The 15,831-nt window shown below is 57.6% G+C and carries 21 protein-coding genes; 7 read left to right on the top strand and 14 right to left on the bottom strand.

What is annotated here, in order from left to right; all coding sequences use genetic code 11:
• Positions 1–376 precede the first annotated feature (376 nt).
• Positions 377–988, top strand: coding sequence for a hypothetical protein (locus ASF18_RS18750; RefSeq protein ID WP_156649964.1), 612 nt, complete (start codon positions 377–379; stop codon positions 986–988).
• 42 nt (positions 989–1,030) lie between these two features.
• On the opposite strand, the gene ASF18_RS18745 is transcribed toward ASF18_RS18750, so the two are convergent.
• Entirely contained in the window at positions 1,031–1,630 is a 600-nt protein-coding gene (locus ASF18_RS18745) for a hypothetical protein (RefSeq protein ID WP_056353915.1), read from the bottom strand.
• A gap of 309 nt (positions 1,631–1,939) precedes the next feature.
• Positions 1,940–2,425, bottom strand: a complete 486-nt coding sequence (locus ASF18_RS18740; protein ID WP_056353912.1) for a hypothetical protein — start codon at positions 2,423–2,425, stop codon at positions 1,940–1,942.
• Between the two features lie 481 nt (positions 2,426–2,906).
• Between ASF18_RS18740 and ASF18_RS23895 the strand changes: the two genes are divergently transcribed.
• The 3 genes from ASF18_RS23895 (at position 2,907) to ASF18_RS18735 (ending at position 4,323) form a co-directional block, all read left to right on the top strand.
• A complete protein-coding gene (locus tag ASF18_RS23895) occupies positions 2,907–3,746 on the top strand; it encodes a hypothetical protein (RefSeq protein WP_156649962.1) in 840 nt (279 codons plus the stop codon).
• The gene (locus ASF18_RS23890) at positions 3,743–4,030 is read left to right on the top strand and encodes a hypothetical protein (protein ID WP_156649959.1); all 288 of its coding nucleotides are present in this window, start codon (positions 3,743–3,745) and stop codon (positions 4,028–4,030) included. The genes ASF18_RS23895 and ASF18_RS23890 overlap by 4 nt, the downstream gene beginning before the upstream one ends.
• Before the next feature lie 80 nt (positions 4,031–4,110).
• Positions 4,111–4,323, top strand: a complete 213-nt coding sequence (locus tag ASF18_RS18735; protein WP_056353908.1) for a hypothetical protein — start codon at positions 4,111–4,113, stop codon at positions 4,321–4,323.
• Positions 4,324–4,672: 349 nt separating this feature from the next.
• Here the strand turns inward: ASF18_RS18735 and ASF18_RS23885 are convergent, their stop codons facing one another.
• From ASF18_RS23885 to ASF18_RS23875, 4 genes are all read right to left on the bottom strand, one after another.
• The gene (locus ASF18_RS23885) at positions 4,673–5,203 is read right to left on the bottom strand and encodes a hypothetical protein (protein WP_156649957.1); all 531 of its coding nucleotides are present in this window, start codon (positions 5,201–5,203) and stop codon (positions 4,673–4,675) included.
• A gap of 138 nt (positions 5,204–5,341) precedes the next feature.
• A complete protein-coding gene (locus ASF18_RS23880; protein ID WP_156649955.1) occupies positions 5,342–5,497 on the bottom strand; it encodes a hypothetical protein in 156 nt (51 codons plus the stop codon).
• A gap of 116 nt (positions 5,498–5,613) precedes the next feature.
• The gene (locus tag ASF18_RS18730; protein WP_056353905.1) at positions 5,614–5,940 is read right to left on the bottom strand and encodes a hypothetical protein; all 327 of its coding nucleotides are present in this window, start codon (positions 5,938–5,940) and stop codon (positions 5,614–5,616) included.
• A gap of 91 nt (positions 5,941–6,031) precedes the next feature.
• Positions 6,032–6,286, bottom strand: coding sequence for a hypothetical protein (locus ASF18_RS23875; protein ID WP_156649952.1), 255 nt, complete (start codon positions 6,284–6,286; stop codon positions 6,032–6,034).
• Positions 6,287–6,393: 107 nt separating this feature from the next.
• Here ASF18_RS23875 and ASF18_RS23870 point away from each other — a divergent pair, with 107 nt between their 5' ends.
• A complete protein-coding gene (locus tag ASF18_RS23870; protein ID WP_156649950.1) occupies positions 6,394–6,693 on the top strand; it encodes a hypothetical protein in 300 nt (99 codons plus the stop codon).
• Between the two features lie 217 nt (positions 6,694–6,910).
• On the opposite strand, the gene ASF18_RS23865 is transcribed toward ASF18_RS23870, so the two are convergent.
• From ASF18_RS23865 to ASF18_RS18715, 5 genes are all read right to left on the bottom strand, one after another.
• On the bottom strand, positions 6,911–7,213 hold the full coding sequence (locus ASF18_RS23865) for a hypothetical protein (RefSeq protein ID WP_156649946.1): 303 nt from the start codon (positions 7,211–7,213) through the stop codon (positions 6,911–6,913).
• On the bottom strand, positions 7,213–7,536 hold the full coding sequence (locus tag ASF18_RS18725; protein ID WP_056353902.1) for an endodeoxyribonuclease: 324 nt from the start codon (positions 7,534–7,536) through the stop codon (positions 7,213–7,215). Before ASF18_RS18725 ends, ASF18_RS23865 begins: the two co-directional genes overlap by 1 nt.
• Positions 7,536–7,967 carry a lysozyme gene (locus tag ASF18_RS18720; protein WP_056353898.1) on the bottom strand — a complete coding sequence of 144 codons (432 nt, stop codon included), beginning with the start codon at positions 7,965–7,967 and terminating at the stop codon, positions 7,536–7,538. The genes ASF18_RS18725 and ASF18_RS18720 overlap by 1 nt, the downstream gene beginning before the upstream one ends.
• A gap of 46 nt (positions 7,968–8,013) precedes the next feature.
• Positions 8,014–8,337, bottom strand: a complete 324-nt coding sequence (locus tag ASF18_RS23860; RefSeq protein WP_156649944.1) for a hypothetical protein — start codon at positions 8,335–8,337, stop codon at positions 8,014–8,016.
• A 350-nt stretch (positions 8,338–8,687) separates the two neighbouring features.
• On the bottom strand, positions 8,688–10,181 hold the full coding sequence (locus ASF18_RS18715; protein WP_082487718.1) for a VapE domain-containing protein: 1,494 nt from the start codon (positions 10,179–10,181) through the stop codon (positions 8,688–8,690).
• 532 nt (positions 10,182–10,713) lie between these two features.
• On the opposite strand from ASF18_RS18715, the gene ASF18_RS18710 reads away from it, so the two are divergent.
• On the top strand, positions 10,714–11,163 hold the full coding sequence (locus ASF18_RS18710; RefSeq protein ID WP_056353892.1) for a hypothetical protein: 450 nt from the start codon (positions 10,714–10,716) through the stop codon (positions 11,161–11,163).
• A gap of 176 nt (positions 11,164–11,339) precedes the next feature.
• Here ASF18_RS18710 and ASF18_RS23855 read toward each other — a convergent pair whose 3' ends face one another.
• Positions 11,340–12,113, bottom strand: coding sequence for a hypothetical protein (locus ASF18_RS23855; protein ID WP_156649940.1), 774 nt, complete (start codon positions 12,111–12,113; stop codon positions 11,340–11,342).
• Between the two features lie 300 nt (positions 12,114–12,413).
• Complete coding sequence (locus ASF18_RS18700; RefSeq protein ID WP_056353887.1) at positions 12,414–12,779, bottom strand: DUF2958 domain-containing protein; 366 nt, start codon at positions 12,777–12,779, stop codon at positions 12,414–12,416.
• Between the two features lie 603 nt (positions 12,780–13,382).
• Between ASF18_RS18700 and ASF18_RS18695 the strand changes: the two genes are divergently transcribed.
• Positions 13,383–15,089, top strand: a complete 1,707-nt coding sequence (locus ASF18_RS18695; RefSeq protein WP_082487714.1) for an outer membrane beta-barrel protein — start codon at positions 13,383–13,385, stop codon at positions 15,087–15,089.
• 61 nt (positions 15,090–15,150) lie between these two features.
• On the opposite strand, the gene ASF18_RS18690 is transcribed toward ASF18_RS18695, so the two are convergent.
• Positions 15,151–15,747 carry an AprI/Inh family metalloprotease inhibitor gene (locus ASF18_RS18690; RefSeq protein WP_056211151.1) on the bottom strand — a complete coding sequence of 199 codons (597 nt, stop codon included), beginning with the start codon at positions 15,745–15,747 and terminating at the stop codon, positions 15,151–15,153.
• Between the last annotated feature and the right edge of the window lie 84 nt (positions 15,748–15,831).

Genomic DNA, 15,831 nt, shown 5'->3' with positions numbered 1-15,831 from the left:
ACACTCCAACGGACGTTTGTTCGTGTACATTCGCGCTCGTGTGGATGCGAGCGAAGAATCCCGCAGATAATGTGAAATCTTCGGTTGATTGCGATGCTGAACGGCGCTCTTATGAGTGCATGAAGACGACGAACAACGTCGCAGGGCTACTTGGTAGCGCAGCCCACAAAGTGTCATCCTAGGTCATTCAGAACATTGATGTCTTTTCGCAGTTTTCTGCACTTGTTGGGTGTAGGAGACCGTGAACCTATGAGTGAACCAGAGCCAGGCCGGGCCGTAATACGATGCCAGCAATAGGATTGCGGAAATCGTGCATATCTGAGAGTTGTACGATTGATCCTGTGCTGAAATCGTTGGGTGCGCCGTGCTGCCATTCGTGGGTGAGTTCAACTGGGTCAAGGACCTAGCGCTTCCTATCCTGCTATCGTTCTTTTGCAGTTATGTTTACAGCCGCTCAGGCCGTTTGCTGCGCTCAACGAAAAGCAAGGCTGCTCGCAAAAAGTATCAGGCACAAATCAAGCGCGCTCTTAGGATCGTGCTAAGTGACCTTGCCGGTGGCTTCTCTGCCATGGTGTCGCTGGCTCACACTCACTTGCTGGTTCGATGCACTGCGTTCCTATTTGGCTTCATTGCCACCATGGTGTTCTACGCCATCATGGTTATCACCAAAGACGATAAAGGATCATACTTCATCATCTTCATGGGCATCTGCTGCGGTGTGCTCCTGAACATGATCAGGACCGTGCTGGAGGATATCGGCGAGATGATCATCGCGCACACTAGTCCCGTGGCTCACGTGGAGGAACTGGAGGCCAACCGGGCGCTGGCCAGTGACCCCGAGTTCGCGGAGCAGTTGGCTCGCATCCGCCAGTATGCGCAGGACATGGAGGATCGTCGCAAGGGTTTTGCTGGCGCACAGATGCTGGCCACTCGGATGATGCATCCCACCGAAGAGGCAGCGCCACCCTCGGCCTCAGCCAGTTCATAGTGCGGTCACTGAGTTGGCCCGGTGGTTAGCCGGGCCAGTGCTTCACACCTTCATGCTTAGTTTGGCCAGCATGAGCCATGACCTCGCGTGATCGTTGTTGCCCAGCATGTGGCACCACACGGGAGCGGGAAAGGCCCATCGCCGTTGGTACCAGTCATCCACGGTCATGCCGTTGCCAGCCGCTTCATTGTCATAGGCAAACCAGCGCACGCCCATGCGGAAGTTCGTCTTGGGTGTGCTGCCGGTGAGGTTGAGTTCCAGCACAGTACCTAGGAAGTGCGGATCGTTGTCGTCCTCATCATCCGCGTTGCCATGCGTGGTGTTCACGGAGACATCGTACTCCGCCATGGTTAGGGTGGCGTCGTGCAGCGTGAACGAGATAGTCTCAGCCAGATGACGCTGGGCCGACGTGTGCCGGTAAGCGATGCCATTGCGGTCCAGCGCGGGCAGCAGCCAGGATTGGCAGTTCCACATGCCGTTGTGATTGCGATGCTCGTGCGGGGTGTTGTGCTCGCAAAGCCACTGGAGGAAATCCGTGATCTCCTGGCCCAGCCGCTGCGTGTCCCGCTTTTGTTCGCGCCACCACTCCTGCTTCTGCTCCGGCGTCATTGCGATGTGGGCTTCATAATCCGATGTGGTCATGGGTCGGCGTTCCCTGAGTGGAGGGTTGAGGGGTTCACTAGTTGCGGAGGGTGTTCGGTCGCGGCTGTGGCCCAGTGGGGTTCACCGGGCCACATGCTCAGAGGATCAGTGGTTCACGAGTGCCGTGCGTTGCGGCGTCGGTGCGGATCGTTCGCCCTATTCGTTGCGGTGGGCGAGTGCGTGGGCTCTCGAGGTATTGCCTCGCACTGCATGAGTTCCAGAGTGCTCCGCGTGGGCTCCGTGGGCTGCCACGGAGTGTGCAGGCGAACGCCACTGAGCAGGTGACTGGCGGTGATGCTGCGGGTCATGTCAGGGGTTCTTGCTCGCGTACACAGCGGCACCAGCAAGCATGCCCTGGTTGACCTTGCTGAACATCTCCTGTCCCTGCAACTTCACTTGGGAGAGCCAGTTGAGGAAGTCACTGTCGGTGCCCGTGAAGTCATAAGTGCATCCCGTGCCCGAGCACAGCCACGGCCTCATGTCGCCGGCCTTGGCCTTGAAGTTGAGCGTGAGTGTGAACTTGGCATGCTCGATGTGGAACAGGAACGTCTTGTACTCCTTGGGGCTGATTTGGCTGGGCTTGCTCTGCTTGAACTTCACCAAGTTGCTCAGTTTCATTTGAACCTTAGCGCCCATGATGGAGCCCTGGACGCTGGGCGTGCCCTTGCCGGTCATGTTGTCCAGGAAGTCATCGGGCAGCCAATTGGTGATGTCACTAAACGTTAGATGCCTGGGCTGCTCTGCCAGCCACTCGTTGAAAGCGCCATAGGTGAGGAATGCGGGTGAGGTATTCATGTGGTCATCTCCTTGGATGCTTTTGTATAGCGCCGTTCTATTCGTTGTGCGAGCGCTCTTTTACATGTTGTTTAACCGCGAAGGGCTAAAAGTGCTCCCGCAGCGAGTATAGATGCTCGGTTCATGCCTCGTTGCTCGCGCTGCCCCAGGTGAGTTTGAACAACAGCGCGTCCTTGGCGTGATCGAACTCCACGAATAGTGAGCGGGTGAATGTGAGATCGCCCGTGCTGGTTTGCCTAAAGCCGCCAAGGCTGCTTCCGCATGCGAAGGAGATGCGCGTGAAAGCCGGAGCCCTCAGCAAACCCCTGGCTCAGCGAACCATTCACGAGCCGCCGAAACGCGAAAATAATGATAGTCAGCGGGGGTGGTTATGTTGCATCTTTGCAACTAAGAAGTATCCGAGAACATAAGACAACTTTTCTGGATTGCGGGATTTGCAGATTTCGGCTTCGATGATTTTCTGTTCTGAGAAGTCGAAGCAATGCCCAATTTTCACAACTTGGCGCTCATCGTGTTTACAGCGATGTCTGTTTCTGCCTGCGGCACTCGAACGCCGAGCATTATACAGAATCCCTATAGTAGCTATGATCTCGGTCAATTTGTGAACCGGATCGCACTTGGCGTACGCTGTGAAATTCGAGATGCTGTTTTGTTTGCGATAGAAAATCGTGAGGCTGAGTTCCTAAAGCGATGGTCCGCTAAGATTACGATGACGGTCTCAGCCGAAGAAAAAACGAATTTATCGCCGGGAATCGCGGCTGCAGATACGTTTGTTGGCTCTATACTAACCGGCATCAGTTTAAACGTTGGTGGAATATACAATCGTTCGTCGACAAGAAAGATAGAGATAACTTGGTTTGAGGCCTTCAACGATCTTGCATATTCCGAGAGATTTGCAAGTTGCCGTAAAGACAGCCAAAATGTCGCGCTAGAGGGCGATCTTAGGATAAGAGAAACCCTTCTTGCTGGAGTATATCCGGCAGGAAATGACGGTTCCTTTTTTAATAAATTCAAGGACAGCGCTGGCCCTCTGGATACAATCCAGAACACTATTTCTTTTTCGACCGATATTGGAGCGAGTGCAACCCCCACAATTACATTTACTAATGTTACAGTTAATCCAGGCGGAACTTTCGCAACGTCAAATCGGGACAGAATGGACCAACTTCTTATCACAATGGGCCCTGGCCAAATCGAGAAGATTGGGCGTCCATTTGATAAATCAGCAGTAAGGCCTTCTCCGCAGGTCGATGCGGCCCACCAAACCGGACGTATCGGTCTCGAATTTCAGAGTTTCCAGCAGAGGATTTTTGCACCATGAACGACTACTGGGTGGATGTACGCGGTATAAAGGTACCACTTTATTTGGAAGATACTGCTTCTTTCGGCTACGAACCTAAGCCGGACATCCAAGGTTTCGATGCAGGAAATCGGAAGCGCTACACTCACTATAAGGATAAGATCATAGAAGCGAATCGGGGGCGTTTAATAGATGCATCGCTTAACGACCGCAATGAAATTGAAGCAGGTTACTTAGTCGGCCCTCCCAAAATTGCCTACTATCACAGTACGGCAGCGACACCCCGCGTAGACGGCGAGGCATAAAAAGCCAAAAAAAACTGGTGCTGGCTTGACCATGGGAACGGGATGGTGTTGTTCACGTTCCGTTCTCAGGAGGCCAGGCCATGAAAACCATCCCCATCCGGCGCACCACCCGAGACATCACCAGCATGGCTGCGCCGTTCCTCGTGCCCAACGGCGGCAACACGGTTCGCGCTCTCCAGGCTGCCATCGCGGATGACATCCACAAGCGCCGTGCGGCTCATGCGCGCGAGTTGATCAAGATGCGCAGCATGGGTGCTGGCTACGTTCGTGAAGGTGCTCGCACGGAGCGATGAAAGTTCCAGAGCGGCTGAGCCAGTACCCTTACGTGGTGGTGCGGTTTGAGTGTGCGTTCTGCCCTTGGCGCAAGGGCGTTTACCGGCTGGCACGATTAGCAGAGCGCTTTGGCGCTGAGGCCAGCCTGGATCATGTGCGGGGGCAGATCAGCAAGGACTGCCCTCGGCATCGCAACAGAGGAACGCAGATGTCGCCAGGCTGTCACGTTTGGCTGAGCGATTTGGGAAGCACCATACCGCCTGATTTTCCAGAATCCTAGGAATTCAGGCGGCTGATTCCTGAGCAAAATAACAAATGCAACTCAACATGTTTTAGCATCGCATGGCTGAAATTTACCAGCGATGAAGATCATCGTGGAGTAAAAGATTTCAGCGGACGCTGGCATAAAGACCACGTATTTTCCCAATCATGTCTCGTTTGGGCAATAATATTGTCAACCAAATCTCCTGCGCTCTTGTCAACTGCCTTCGTTGCGATTTTTTCAGCCATTTTTGCATATTGCTCGGCTGATTTATTCAATTTACGGCTCGGCGGAGTAAAAAAGTCTACAAACTTAGTAAGACGACCCATTCCATACGCAAAGGCTGTATGATGAAAGACGGTGCAACACTGCATGATGTCAATCGATTCAGTTGGATCGACATTACCGAACGCATCGTCTTCGAATTTTTGCATCGAATTATGACCGCGAGACTTACACATCATTCCAATCTGGTACGACCGTGCAGCAAGTTTCCCTAACTCTGGCATGGCCTCCAATACATCGCTGATTTTTTGCTGCCTATCTCCACCATGTCCGGCCCAATCCAGAGCCGAAGTATTACTCGCTGAAGAAGCAGCAATAAAGGTCGATAATGTCAATGTGGCAAGACGCTTCATTTCAAGACCAATTCGAATCGCTCGTTGAGATAGATACTACTTACAGGCAATATGATTATATAATCTAAATGTTTTTGCATCACGTCAAGTTCACAGGAGCGATGCAATTTGGCACCGACCCTAGGTAAATTCGTAACTCTAATAACCGTGGGCGAAGTAGTCGCCGTAGGAGTTCCATTGCTCCTGATTGCGCGCAATGTCCGCGAGGTTGTCCCGCAGGTTGTTGCGGCTGCCACCGTCCATGACGTAGCGGTCCTTGGTCTCCCGCCGGATATCCACGGGCTTCCACGTCACGCCACGAGGCCGCTGAGGGGCCACACTAATCGTGGGAGTGGTCACCGCCACGGATGTGGTTTGGCAGCCTGCTAGGGCCGCTGTGAGGCCGAGTACGGCCATGAGGGTAAGCGCCTTCATCGTGCTGCCCCCTCGATTGCCCTACCCAGCGTTTTGATGTCCTCGTCAGTGTCGCCCACGGTGGGCTCTGCCCTGCGCGTGCGAGCGCGCAGACGGGTCTCAGCATCCGCGTAGGCCTCGCTGAGAACCAAATGCTTGCGCTCGATTTCTGCCGCTTGGGCAGTGAGGCTGCTGATGGTGCGTTCTTGCACTGTAAGTGCTTGCGCCTGCTGACTAATTTTTGCAGTTTTCGCTTGGTTTTCCTGGTACTGCACGTACACCATCGTGGATAATCCAGCGATGACAGTGAATATCACGGCAGCGACGATGAGTTGAATGTTCATATCCGACCTCTTGTTGTCGGATATTTACGTCAGTCGTAGAGAAGGCCCTGGTTAGTCCCAGGGCCTTTTTTTTCGGCACAACCCGCGCAGTCTATTTATATCGTTGGGCTCCACCCCAGGAGTGAAACATCTCTTCAAATGCCCCAGCATCGCCCTCAAGAAGTTCAGGCGCGGGAGGTAACTGCGAATGGCTAATCCTCGTAAATCCATAGTACGACGGCATCAAATCGTAGTCATACATGCGAACATATAATTGCTGCTTGGTATCTGCCATGCGCACTCGCACCAGCATCATGTACTGGGGATTGCCCATGACGGCACGTTGCATGCAGAACAACTCCCGCACGTAGGCATCCTCGCCAGCATCAATTATTCTCGTTGCCCAAATCATTAGGACCACCACTTCGTTGGGTGCAGCGAGGATGCTCTTGATCGGCCTTAAAAGCGAGGCCCTTGGCTATTGCCGTGGGCTCCCAAGCCAACCCCAGTGTTGGCGCTCCGACCGGAGCCACCGCCCATGTTGCCCATGCCCCCATACAGGCTGCTGATGCCCTGTCGCTGGATGATGCCCAGGGGGTCGCGCTGACGATCAGCATCACTGCGCAAGGCCTTGGGCTGAACCGCCTCGATCCGTGGTGCGTACCGCTTATTCTTCTTAACACCTGCCTTTTGAGCCATCGCCGGACCGACCATAAGAACCCCCATGATCATGGAACAAATTGCAAGTTTTCCAACCAACATGATTATCCTTGATGCAAACTTCGACGTACATCAAGGCAGACGGCCATCTCTCGCTGCTCAATCCATAATCATTTGCCTCTGCCGCAGGCAGAGTGCGGTTGCGCACGAGGGCGCAAGATAGCGGCGTGCGGGGCGGAAATAGGAAAAAGCCCTGAAGTTAACCAGGGCTTTTCCACCGACCTACGGAGATTTACCAATGTCTGCAACGGCACAACTCGTTGCATTCTATTTATCTTTGAGCCCTCATCTCACGCGCCCATTGCCGCACAGTTAGCGTGCGCACAGTTGTGGGCCTTGGAGTGTTGGGGGCTTTGGCCTTCATGGGCTTGAAGCAGATGTTGCTGGCAACCCATTCCCCTGCCTCGTCCCGCTTGACCACATAGCCGCTGCCCTCTCGCTGGGGGTGGCTACTCCAAGCGGCCAGCCACTCATCCTTGGTGATCGAGAACGGCACGCCATGCTGTTTGCAGTGGGTCTTGCGGTTCTGGTAGTTGCTGGCAATCATCTTTTCTCTGGTGTTGCTGGTAGTCACTAAGCCTTGCTCCACGCAATCCCGTTCTTCTCACACCAGTCTGCATACGTGGTGCGGCTGTTCTTTGCGATTTTCGTTTGTGGGTTCTGGAAACGTATCTCGATGCTGTAGTCCGGGTGTTGCAGCCGGATGGCCTTCATCTTGGCTCGGTCGCTGGCAGGGAACCTGCCCTTCACTTCCACGATGCGACGAGCCTCAGTGTCGATGAAGTCCGGCAAATAGCGATGGGCCAGCGTGTAGCGGAGGTAGGTGCTCTCGTAGGCGTACTCGGGTGGCAGCGATGCACCTACCCGAGCCTCTAGCCGATTGCGGTAGCCAGCCATTACGGATGCAGGAACAGAGCGCGCTCTGCTTCCCTGCGACGAGCCAAGCCCTTGAGAACCTTGCCGCCTGCCTTGTTCCAGGCCAGGAACTGATCCGCTGCCTCTTGGGTCTTGCCTGCGTTGAGCCGCTTGATGAGCGTGCTCCGGGCCAGCGCTGCACCGCCGATGTTGTAGGCGAGGCTAACCAGCGCGGCGAACTGGTTGGGCGTTACGCTCACTTTTAGTGAAGCCTCAACAGCCCGCTCGAACCGGGCGAGGTCCCCTTGCAGCAGTTCTTCCGCGCGATGAGCCGTGATTACCTGACCGGGCTTAACGTCCGTGCCAGTGTGGCCGTAGCCGATAGTGAGTACCCCAGCGGGGCACTTGTAGGCTGCCAGTTCGCAGCCCTCGAAACTCTTAATGAGTGAAAGTCCGGCAATGTTTGTCTTCATGCCGGTATTTACCCGGCATGATCATTATGCCTGTGCTGGTGCTAGCCTATCGGCTGATGCCGAGACTGCCGCGAAACCTTGGAACTGGGCGTGGCCGGGGTGGTGTTTGCTCCCACTGCTGGTAGCGACGCTCTACGTCTCGCCGGGCCCATGGGTCGTTGGGTGAGATGCGCTGGCTGTAGAGGATTTGGTTGAGCACAGCGTCTTGCTTGTCGGACGTGGCTCGCGCTGGCAGCGCATTTGCCCGAATGTCCTCCACGAACTCTCGCTCAAATGGGGTGAGTTTGCGCTTGTCCAGGCGCTCCAGCGCAACTTCAAGTGCGATGGCGTCGTAGTCATCCATGGCGTTCAGGTAGTCCTTGTAGTACATGTGTGCTCCTTGGTGGTGCGTTGCGCCTTGCCGCAACCTTACATTCTTGATGGCCGAGACAAGTATATAAAAATAACGCGATGTCACTCGGCCTGCTTGTTGCCGTACAAGAGGTGGGCGCAGCCAGAAACGAGTGGCTATACGCTATACACGAATTGGCGTAGAGATATTAGAAAAGAAGCCAATTATAATCTCACTTCCATACATACCCAAATTTTAATGTATTTGCTGTATAGGTGTATAGAAGAGAGAGAAAAGAAAGAAAAAGCACGCAAAACGTGCGTTCTGGGGGCCAAAACGACGATTTTGCGTGCTCGGGGCTATACGGCAATTATACGCCAATACGGCAATCAGCGTCTGGCCAACTTCTCACGTAGGCTTACCACGTTGTTGGCCATACCCGGCACACCCAACCGGAATGCCCTCGTATTGCCGGGCTCCTTGATGCGCTCGTAGGCGCCACTGTCGGCCAGCGCCTGCATGTCACGGCTGAACTTGGCAGCAGTGATCTTGCCAGCCGTGGTGGGGTTGTAGGTACGCTCCCACTCCACGTATTCGAGATACCAAGCCGAAGGCGTGAGGTTCTTTTCCGGCTGCTCTTTCTGGTTCTCAAGCCACAGTTCGATGCTGGTCTTGCGGCGCTGTTCGTTGTGCTGGATGGCCTCAATCTCATCGAGGAACTGCGTGATGGGGTTCTCTTTGGCTTCGTTCACGCTGGTCCACAGGGCCATGTAGTCGATGCTGCCCAGCGCCTGCCAATTCTTCTTCATGTCATCCGGGGTGCGGATGTACCAGAAGCGTCGGCTGCTGGTGGTGTCCGGGATGATGTCCTGCATCTGCTCGTTGCTGGTGCCGATGAAGGTGCTGATGATGCGGGCTTCATCGTGGCTCTGCGTGTGGAACACGCGATACGAGATGCTGTCCTGCGTGAGGAAGCGCTTGATGGCGTTCTGGTCAGCCTTGTTGCTCTTTTCCATCTCGTCCATGAACACCACCGGGGTCCATGTGAACTTGTCCACGTTGTTGGCATCTTCGATTTCGCTGAAGTTGCCGTTGGTCCATGCATCCTCGCCCAGCACGTTCAGCAGTTTGCGAACTGTCACGCTCTTGCCGTTGCCCGTTTTGCCGCCCACGATGGGCAGCATGTGATTGGTGATGCTCTGGCTGTTCATCTTGCGCTTGGTCTGCCAGATGAAACTCTGCAACACCGCCACGGTGAGATGCACTCGCGAGGGATCAGCGGTGATCATGCTGGCAAACTGATGCCAGAGATCATCCTGCCTGCGGATGAACTTGATGTCGTTGTACAACTTCTGTAGGCGCAACTGGCGCTGCTTCTGACGCCACTGATCAAAAGCCATGGCAAGGCTTTTGTGGTTGTCCATGAAGCGGTTGTTGCTGCTCCACAGGTACAACTGAGTGAAAGCGTCCTTGTTGCTGATGGTGCTGGGATTGGCGATGCTGCTGCCAGTGTCGGTGAACCACGCTTCGCCCGCATGCGCCACGCGCACCCGGATTTTGAACAACTCGCATTCCCACTCCTGACGACTGGCGAACGTGGCGGCCAATTCCTCGTAGGTTTCCGGCAGAGAACCCAGTTCGTCACGGATTTGCTTGTTCTTGAACAGCGTGGGGATCACTCGGCTGTTCACTTTGAGGCCAAGGCCTTTGAGGAAGTCGGCCAACTCCTCGACATCATCTTCGCTGAAATCGAGGTCCACGGCGCTTTGCAGCCAGTGAATTGCCCTCTTGGGCTGTGCCGTAGCCCGGTCGCGCATGACCTCCTGTTTGAAGTCATACATCGTTGGAACGGTTGAAACGGTGTTGTCTGTCGTGCTTGTCATTTTCTTGTTCTTCCTTGTTTGAAATAGAAAGTCCGAGAGAACGCACGACCATTCTCTCGGACAACAAGGAAGTAAGGCAACGTTGCCGTTGCACTCTTATTCATACACTTCCCTGTATCCGTGAGCAATATGATTGTCGTGCATTGCTCCGCACACACAATGCTGACTGGCAGCCCTGCGTGTCATTATATTTATGTCTACTATGTCAAAGAGCGCGTCTTATGGCTCTACTATGCCAAATCGCGCTGATTTGTGTCCACTTTAATAAATACATTTGAGGAACAAATTTGCAGGAGACAAGCAATGCGACGCGGAACCAAGCACACCGACGAAACCAGGGCCAAGATGAGCGCCACCCGCAGGGGGCGCACGCGCTCGCCCGAGCACAGCGCTGCCATTGCTGCTGCCCTACGCAACCGCCCTCAAAGCGCCGAGAGCAACGCCAAGCGTTCGCAGGCAATGCAAGCCTATTGGGCCGCCAAGCGCGCCGCTAAGTGACTGCCAATCAATAAGAAAAAAACGGAGAAACGAGATGACCGATCTATTCGAGTTCCCACCAGCCGATCAGCCGCCAGCCAATCAGCCCCACACCAAGGCGATGATCGTGGCACGCATCAGCAGCCACGTGGTCACCAAGCCCAGCGCGTACGGCAAAGATGTCGAGTACGCCCGGCTCAGCGATGCCGACCACGCCTATGTGCGCTCAGTGATCCAGACCCTTTGGGACTTCCGCTCACCGCTGCGAGCAGTCATGGACAAGGCCAGCGGGTTGTATGGCCGGCGCAATCAGGCCCGCCAAACGCAGGGCGAAGTTATTGAAGGCCTTCGCGAAAAACTGGCGCAGCAGCACCCGGTGATCCCGCAGCGCAAGGGCGCAGATTTCACCCTCAAGCAACTTCGCGCGCTCAACAAAATCATCGACGAGGTGAACGCCCTGCTAGGCGAAGGCCCCATCGAGCATGTGGCTGTGCCCAAGCCCTGAGGGCTTCCACTAATACCGAGCGCTGGCCGTGGGGACACGCAAACCAGAAGGGCTGTGCCGGTTCCCCAGCACAGCCCTTGTCTATGGTCATCATGGTAGTCAGTCAGCAGCGGCGGTGTTCGCCTTTTCAGCGATCCGCCCGCTGCGCCTTCAAGCAAGCCTGACGTTGTCGGCACTCATCGTGCCGCTTTCGTCGTGAAACCACCCTTCTTTCCACGCTTGACCGCATCAATGACCTGATTAGCGGAAAGACCCGCGTCACCAAGAACAACGAGGCGGTCTTCGTCGTGGCGAACGATGAGGACCGAGTAACCCCTGTGGGACTTCACATGGGCACCCAATTCCACCGGCAGTTCACCAAGACCCTCGGCTTCCCGAACAGCCTCTTCTTCTGCCGTCTTCAACTTGCTCACCCGTGGCGTGCTAGGGTATTTCCGCGCGTCGGCTAGTTCGATGCCGCGCATCGCGTTTTTACCCGGAGCGTCGGGATCGACGAAGTTTTCGATGCGGTCTGCGGCCACATCGCTCTTGACGTCATTCTCAAAGCACCAGCGAATGACCTTCGAGTATTTCTCGCATGACCGGTCGCGCACCCACCGAGTGACTAACTTTCCTTCTTCACCCTTTTTCTTGCTGGGCACGTCAGCGAAAGAACCTCCCAGCATCGTCACGTACTGGTTGAATTCGTTCGTGCCCTTGCCCGGCTTGGGGATCTTACGCTCCACCAGCATCTTGCTCCATGCCTCGGCGTACAGCGTGTTGTTGTGAACCCGCTCCACGAACCCCAGCATGGCGGCAATTCGCCGATAAGTGCGACGATGACCTTCCTCCTCTGCTTCTTGGACCTCCGCTGCCAGACCATTGATCCGAGCAACCTCGGCCTCCAAATTTAGAGGCGAGCCCTCCCCTGCGAACAGCGGAGCACTTTCCGAAACATTCGTATTCGTCATTGACCTACACCTTTGAGAGAACTTGCTGCGTAACCCGGCAGCCACGGGCGCTGTGTTGACAGTCCAACACGTCGATCTTCCTCACAGGTGCCGCAGCACTTGCTTGGCGCTCTCTCAATTCGGTCGCAGACACTCCTGCTTCAGACGAGAAATGTTTTGCCAACAGTCATCGCGCGGGTCAAGCGGTGTTTTGCAGGCTGTAGCGTTTACCCTTGCTTCACTATTAGTGAAGGGTTGCTGGCGCGAGCAGGTAGGAAAGGCGCTGCCCTCAAGCAGCGCCTTTCTCACATGCCCTGGGTGCTAGCCTTCGGGGTACATGTTGGGTGTTCGGCCAATCTCGATGATGCGTCCCGCCACGCTGGCAAAGCGCGCGTACACGCTCATCGGTGCTGCGCTTCGGAAGCGCAGATCGCGCTCAAGTGGGATCAGCAGCATGGTGCTGAGGTCCACTAATTCTGAGAGGCTGACATATCCGAGTTCAGGCGAACCCATGCCGAGGTCACACAGCCCGAACAGGGTGTCGTTGTCCGTGGGGTCCAACTCCGAGAGCAGCCAGGTTTGGCCACCCGTGGGGTTGAACACCTTGATCACCGGGGCGTGGTCCTGATCCCGGTTGCGGCCATTGGCCAGCAGTAGTTCGCGCGAGGCGTCATCGATCAACTGCATCACAGCGCCTCCCCGCTCTGCATGCCCAGCACCTCGATGTTGCTGCGCTGCATTGCCCGCCATGCCCTCCAGGCCCTGGCACTGGGAAACACTCTGCGAAAAGCGTGCACGTCGATCTCACCCCACACAGTCAGAGCATCCGCGCTAGTATTCTGTACCGGCTTAAAGACGCCCTTGCGGCTGCGTCCTACCAATTCAACTGCATTAACGTTGCACATTGTCTACTCCATTGCGTTGCCGCAAGATCAGTAGACTGTCTTTCTCCTTCCAGAGCGAGCCGCTTAGGAAAGAAATCTGCTCTGTGCCTGCATTCTTTTGAGTTCGCTCTTGTTCACTCCATCCCGCCGTTAACGCACCGCTAACCCTATCGCTTTACTAAAGTGAACGGAGGTTAGGGAATACGAACGGAACGCCAAGGTTGCAGCGGCTCAACTCTGAGTTTAGCGGTAATTGCAAGCGCACTGTTTGTAGGCCTGTTAACCATGAGGTCGGGGCGTCTTCCCTTGAAAGACGGTCTGGCGTCGTCCGTCTCGCGCATCCGCAGGCGGTCCAGGTCTCGAAGCGCCGTCTTCGGCGTCAAGGTCAGCGGAAAGACGTCAATCCGTGACATGCGCAGGGCCGATCGCAGGATGGCAGAGCCAAGGTCTTCGTGGCTTTGCCCTGATCGCTGCCCTCACGCTTCCGTCCCTTGCCCGGGCTCAGGCGCTTCCCTCCGGTGCGCCCGATAGTACCTTCGGAGCGCCGGCCGTGGGCGACGTCCTGCCGCTGGGCGCGGGCCTGCGGGGCAGTGCCGTCTCGGGCAGCGGGGTTCTGAACAGCAACGGCTCTGCGACCGGCGGAGAGACGTCAGGCAGCGGAGGACTGGCCACCCGTGCGCTGGCCGGAAGCCGATCCGGCAGCGTTCTCGCCTCCGGCGGGACGAATGGGCCCAACAATCGCGGACTGACGAATCTCCTGCGGCTCAGGGCGATCCCGCCGCGCCGCTTCGGGAGCGCGACGGTCCGGCCGGTCCGATCGATCACGCAAGTGCCGCCTTACGATCTGCGTCTCACGCCGGTGGTGCGCAGTGCCGTGAGCGGCGTTCCGTTGCCGACGGTGCTGCCGCTCGCGGGTGTCCAGACGCCGGGCTTCTTTCTCTCGACGGCCCTTCGGCGGCCGATCACCATCGACGAGGCCTACGCGCCGCTCGGGATCAAGGTCGGCACCTTCACGATCCTGCCTGCGATCCAGCAGAGCATCGGCTATGACACCAACCCCGACCAGATCACGAATCGGCTGGCCAAGCCGTCGCTGGCGCTGCGGACCGATGGCGAATTGAGCTTCCGGAGCGACTGGTCGTCGAGCGAGCTCACCGGCGACCTGCGGGGGGGCTACGTCGATTATCCGGACAATCAGGGAGCCAGCCGGCCGAACGGAGCCGGCGTGACGCGGCTGCGGATCGACGCGAACCGCGACACGCGGATCGAGGTCGAAGGCCGATTTCTCCTGGAAACACAACGCACTGGCACGCCGGACCTGGCGGCCGCGACGGCGACCCGGCCGCTGATCGCGAGCTATGGCACGACGGTCGGCGTCTCCGAGCGCTTCAACCGGGTCCAGGTTTCGCTGCGGGGGTTGCTCGACCGCTCGGAGTTCGAGGATGCGCAGCTCTCGGATGGCACCATCCTGCGCCAGAGCGATCGCAACCTGAACCAGTATGGCCTGCAACTTCGGGCCGGATACGAGATCTCGCCCGTCATCACGCCCTTCGTCGATGTCCTGGCCGACACGCGCGTCTACGATCTACGCGTCGACTCATCGGGAATACGGCGCGATTCCGATGGCATCACGCTCTCGGGCGGCGCGTCCTTTGCCCTGACCCGCTTCGTCACCGGGGAAATCTCGGCGGGACTTCAGCACCGCAGCTATGTCGACCCGGCCCTGCGCGATCTGACGGCGCCCGTCATCACCGCGGCGCTGATCTGGAGCGCGAGTCCGCTCACCACGGTCCGCCTGAATGGAGCGACGGGCATCGTCGAGACGTCGGTGCCCGGTTCGAGCGGTGTCCTGACACAAACCGCGACGCTGGAAGTCCAGCACGATCTCCTGCGCAATCTCTCGCTGACCGGCGGCATCAGCTACCTGTCGAACGACTATGACCGGGTGAACATCACCGAGCGCGGATTCTCGGCGACGGCGCGGATCGACTATCGCTTCAACCGCTGGCTGGCGATGCGCGGGAGCTACATCTACCAGCGCCTCGACAGCACCTCGTCCGGTTCGAGCTTCCACGCGAACACGTTCCTGCTCGGCCTGCGCGTCAATCCGTGACGCGCGGACCCGCTTTTTCGTCGCGGTATACCAAGAGGGTCGTGTCGAGGTCGCGCGGGTTTCAGCGCACCATCGCCAGCGACGCGCCGGATTTCGACAGCGCGCCGTCGAGGGCCCCGCCACCCTGACGCAGCCGGGCCGCGACGGTGCCGCCGGGCTGGTAGAGGTAGACCTCGCCGTCGCGGTAATCCCAGGCGGTGACCTTGGAGAGGTCCTTGTTCGGGCAGCCGGAGGCGCTGGCCTTGTAGAGGTCCAGGGCCGGAGCGCTCGACAGGGAGACCTTGCAGCTCGCGCCGGTGGCGTCCTTGGCATTCCAGGTGCCGACGACGGACGAGCGGCCGCCCGCCACGACCGGCGGCGGAGCCGGGGCGACGGGGGGCGCCTCCGGGGCGATCACCGGGGTCGAGGGGGCGACGGCCACGGTGGCGCCCACCGGGGGCGGCAGGTCCGCCGGGGCGGCGGTGGCGCCCGGCGGCGGGGCCAGCGGCTCCGAGGTGACCGGGCCGGACGGCATGGCGGGGACGACCGGCTCCAGGGCCGCCTGGGGGCCGGGGGCGATCCGGCCGCGCGTGGGACCCTCGAGGCGCTGGGAGGCACAGGCGCCGAGGCTGGCGGCGAGCGCGAGGACGGCGGCTGTCGACAGGAGCGAACGCGGCATCGATGTCATGTTCCGAGCAGGTGCGGGTGGGGAGCCCGGGGGCTCCTCGTTTCGGCCTGCGTCACCGGCAATTGCGCTGGCGGC

The sequence above is a fragment of the Methylobacterium sp. Leaf89 genome (genome assembly GCF_001422215.1).
Classification (GTDB): domain Bacteria; phylum Pseudomonadota; class Alphaproteobacteria; order Rhizobiales; family Beijerinckiaceae; genus Methylobacterium.
The sequence above is the reverse complement of the archived record's forward strand: the minus strand, read 5'-3'. Positions and strand labels throughout refer to the sequence as shown.

Bases quoted from the DNA above. Each gene is read 5' to 3' on its own strand.
- ASF18_RS23885 (WP_156649957.1), bottom strand. From the start codon at position 5,203: ATGAAGCGTCTTGCCACATTGACATTATCGACCTTTATTGCTGCTTCT.
- ASF18_RS18700 (WP_056353887.1), bottom strand. From the start codon at position 12,779: ATGCAGTTGATCGATGACGCCTCGCGCGAACTACTGCTGGCCAATGGC.
- ASF18_RS23890 (WP_156649959.1), top strand. From the start codon at position 3,743: ATGAACGACTACTGGGTGGATGTACGCGGTATAAAGGTACCACTTTAT.
- ASF18_RS18715 (WP_082487718.1), bottom strand. From the start codon at position 10,181: ATGACAAGCACGACAGACAACACCGTTTCAACCGTTCCAACGATGTAT.
- ASF18_RS23855 (WP_156649940.1), bottom strand. From the start codon at position 12,113: ATGACGAATACGAATGTTTCGGAAAGTGCTCCGCTGTTCGCAGGGGAG.
- ASF18_RS18720 (WP_056353898.1), bottom strand. From the start codon at position 7,967: ATGAAGACAAACATTGCCGGACTTTCACTCATTAAGAGTTTCGAGGGC.
- ASF18_RS18725 (WP_056353902.1), bottom strand. From the start codon at position 7,536: ATGGCTGGCTACCGCAATCGGCTAGAGGCTCGGGTAGGTGCATCGCTG.
- ASF18_RS18740 (WP_056353912.1), bottom strand. From the start codon at position 2,425: ATGAATACCTCACCCGCATTCCTCACCTATGGCGCTTTCAACGAGTGG.
- ASF18_RS23860 (WP_156649944.1), bottom strand. From the start codon at position 8,337: ATGTACTACAAGGACTACCTGAACGCCATGGATGACTACGACGCCATC.
- ASF18_RS18710 (WP_056353892.1), top strand. From the start codon at position 10,714: ATGACCGATCTATTCGAGTTCCCACCAGCCGATCAGCCGCCAGCCAAT.
- ASF18_RS18735 (WP_056353908.1), top strand. From the start codon at position 4,111: ATGAAAACCATCCCCATCCGGCGCACCACCCGAGACATCACCAGCATG.
- ASF18_RS18745 (WP_056353915.1), bottom strand. From the start codon at position 1,630: ATGACCACATCGGATTATGAAGCCCACATCGCAATGACGCCGGAGCAG.
- ASF18_RS18690 (WP_056211151.1), bottom strand. From the start codon at position 15,747: ATGCCGCGTTCGCTCCTGTCGACAGCCGCCGTCCTCGCGCTCGCCGCC.
- ASF18_RS18730 (WP_056353905.1), bottom strand. From the start codon at position 5,940: ATGAACATTCAACTCATCGTCGCTGCCGTGATATTCACTGTCATCGCT.
- ASF18_RS23895 (WP_156649962.1), top strand. From the start codon at position 2,907: ATGCCCAATTTTCACAACTTGGCGCTCATCGTGTTTACAGCGATGTCT.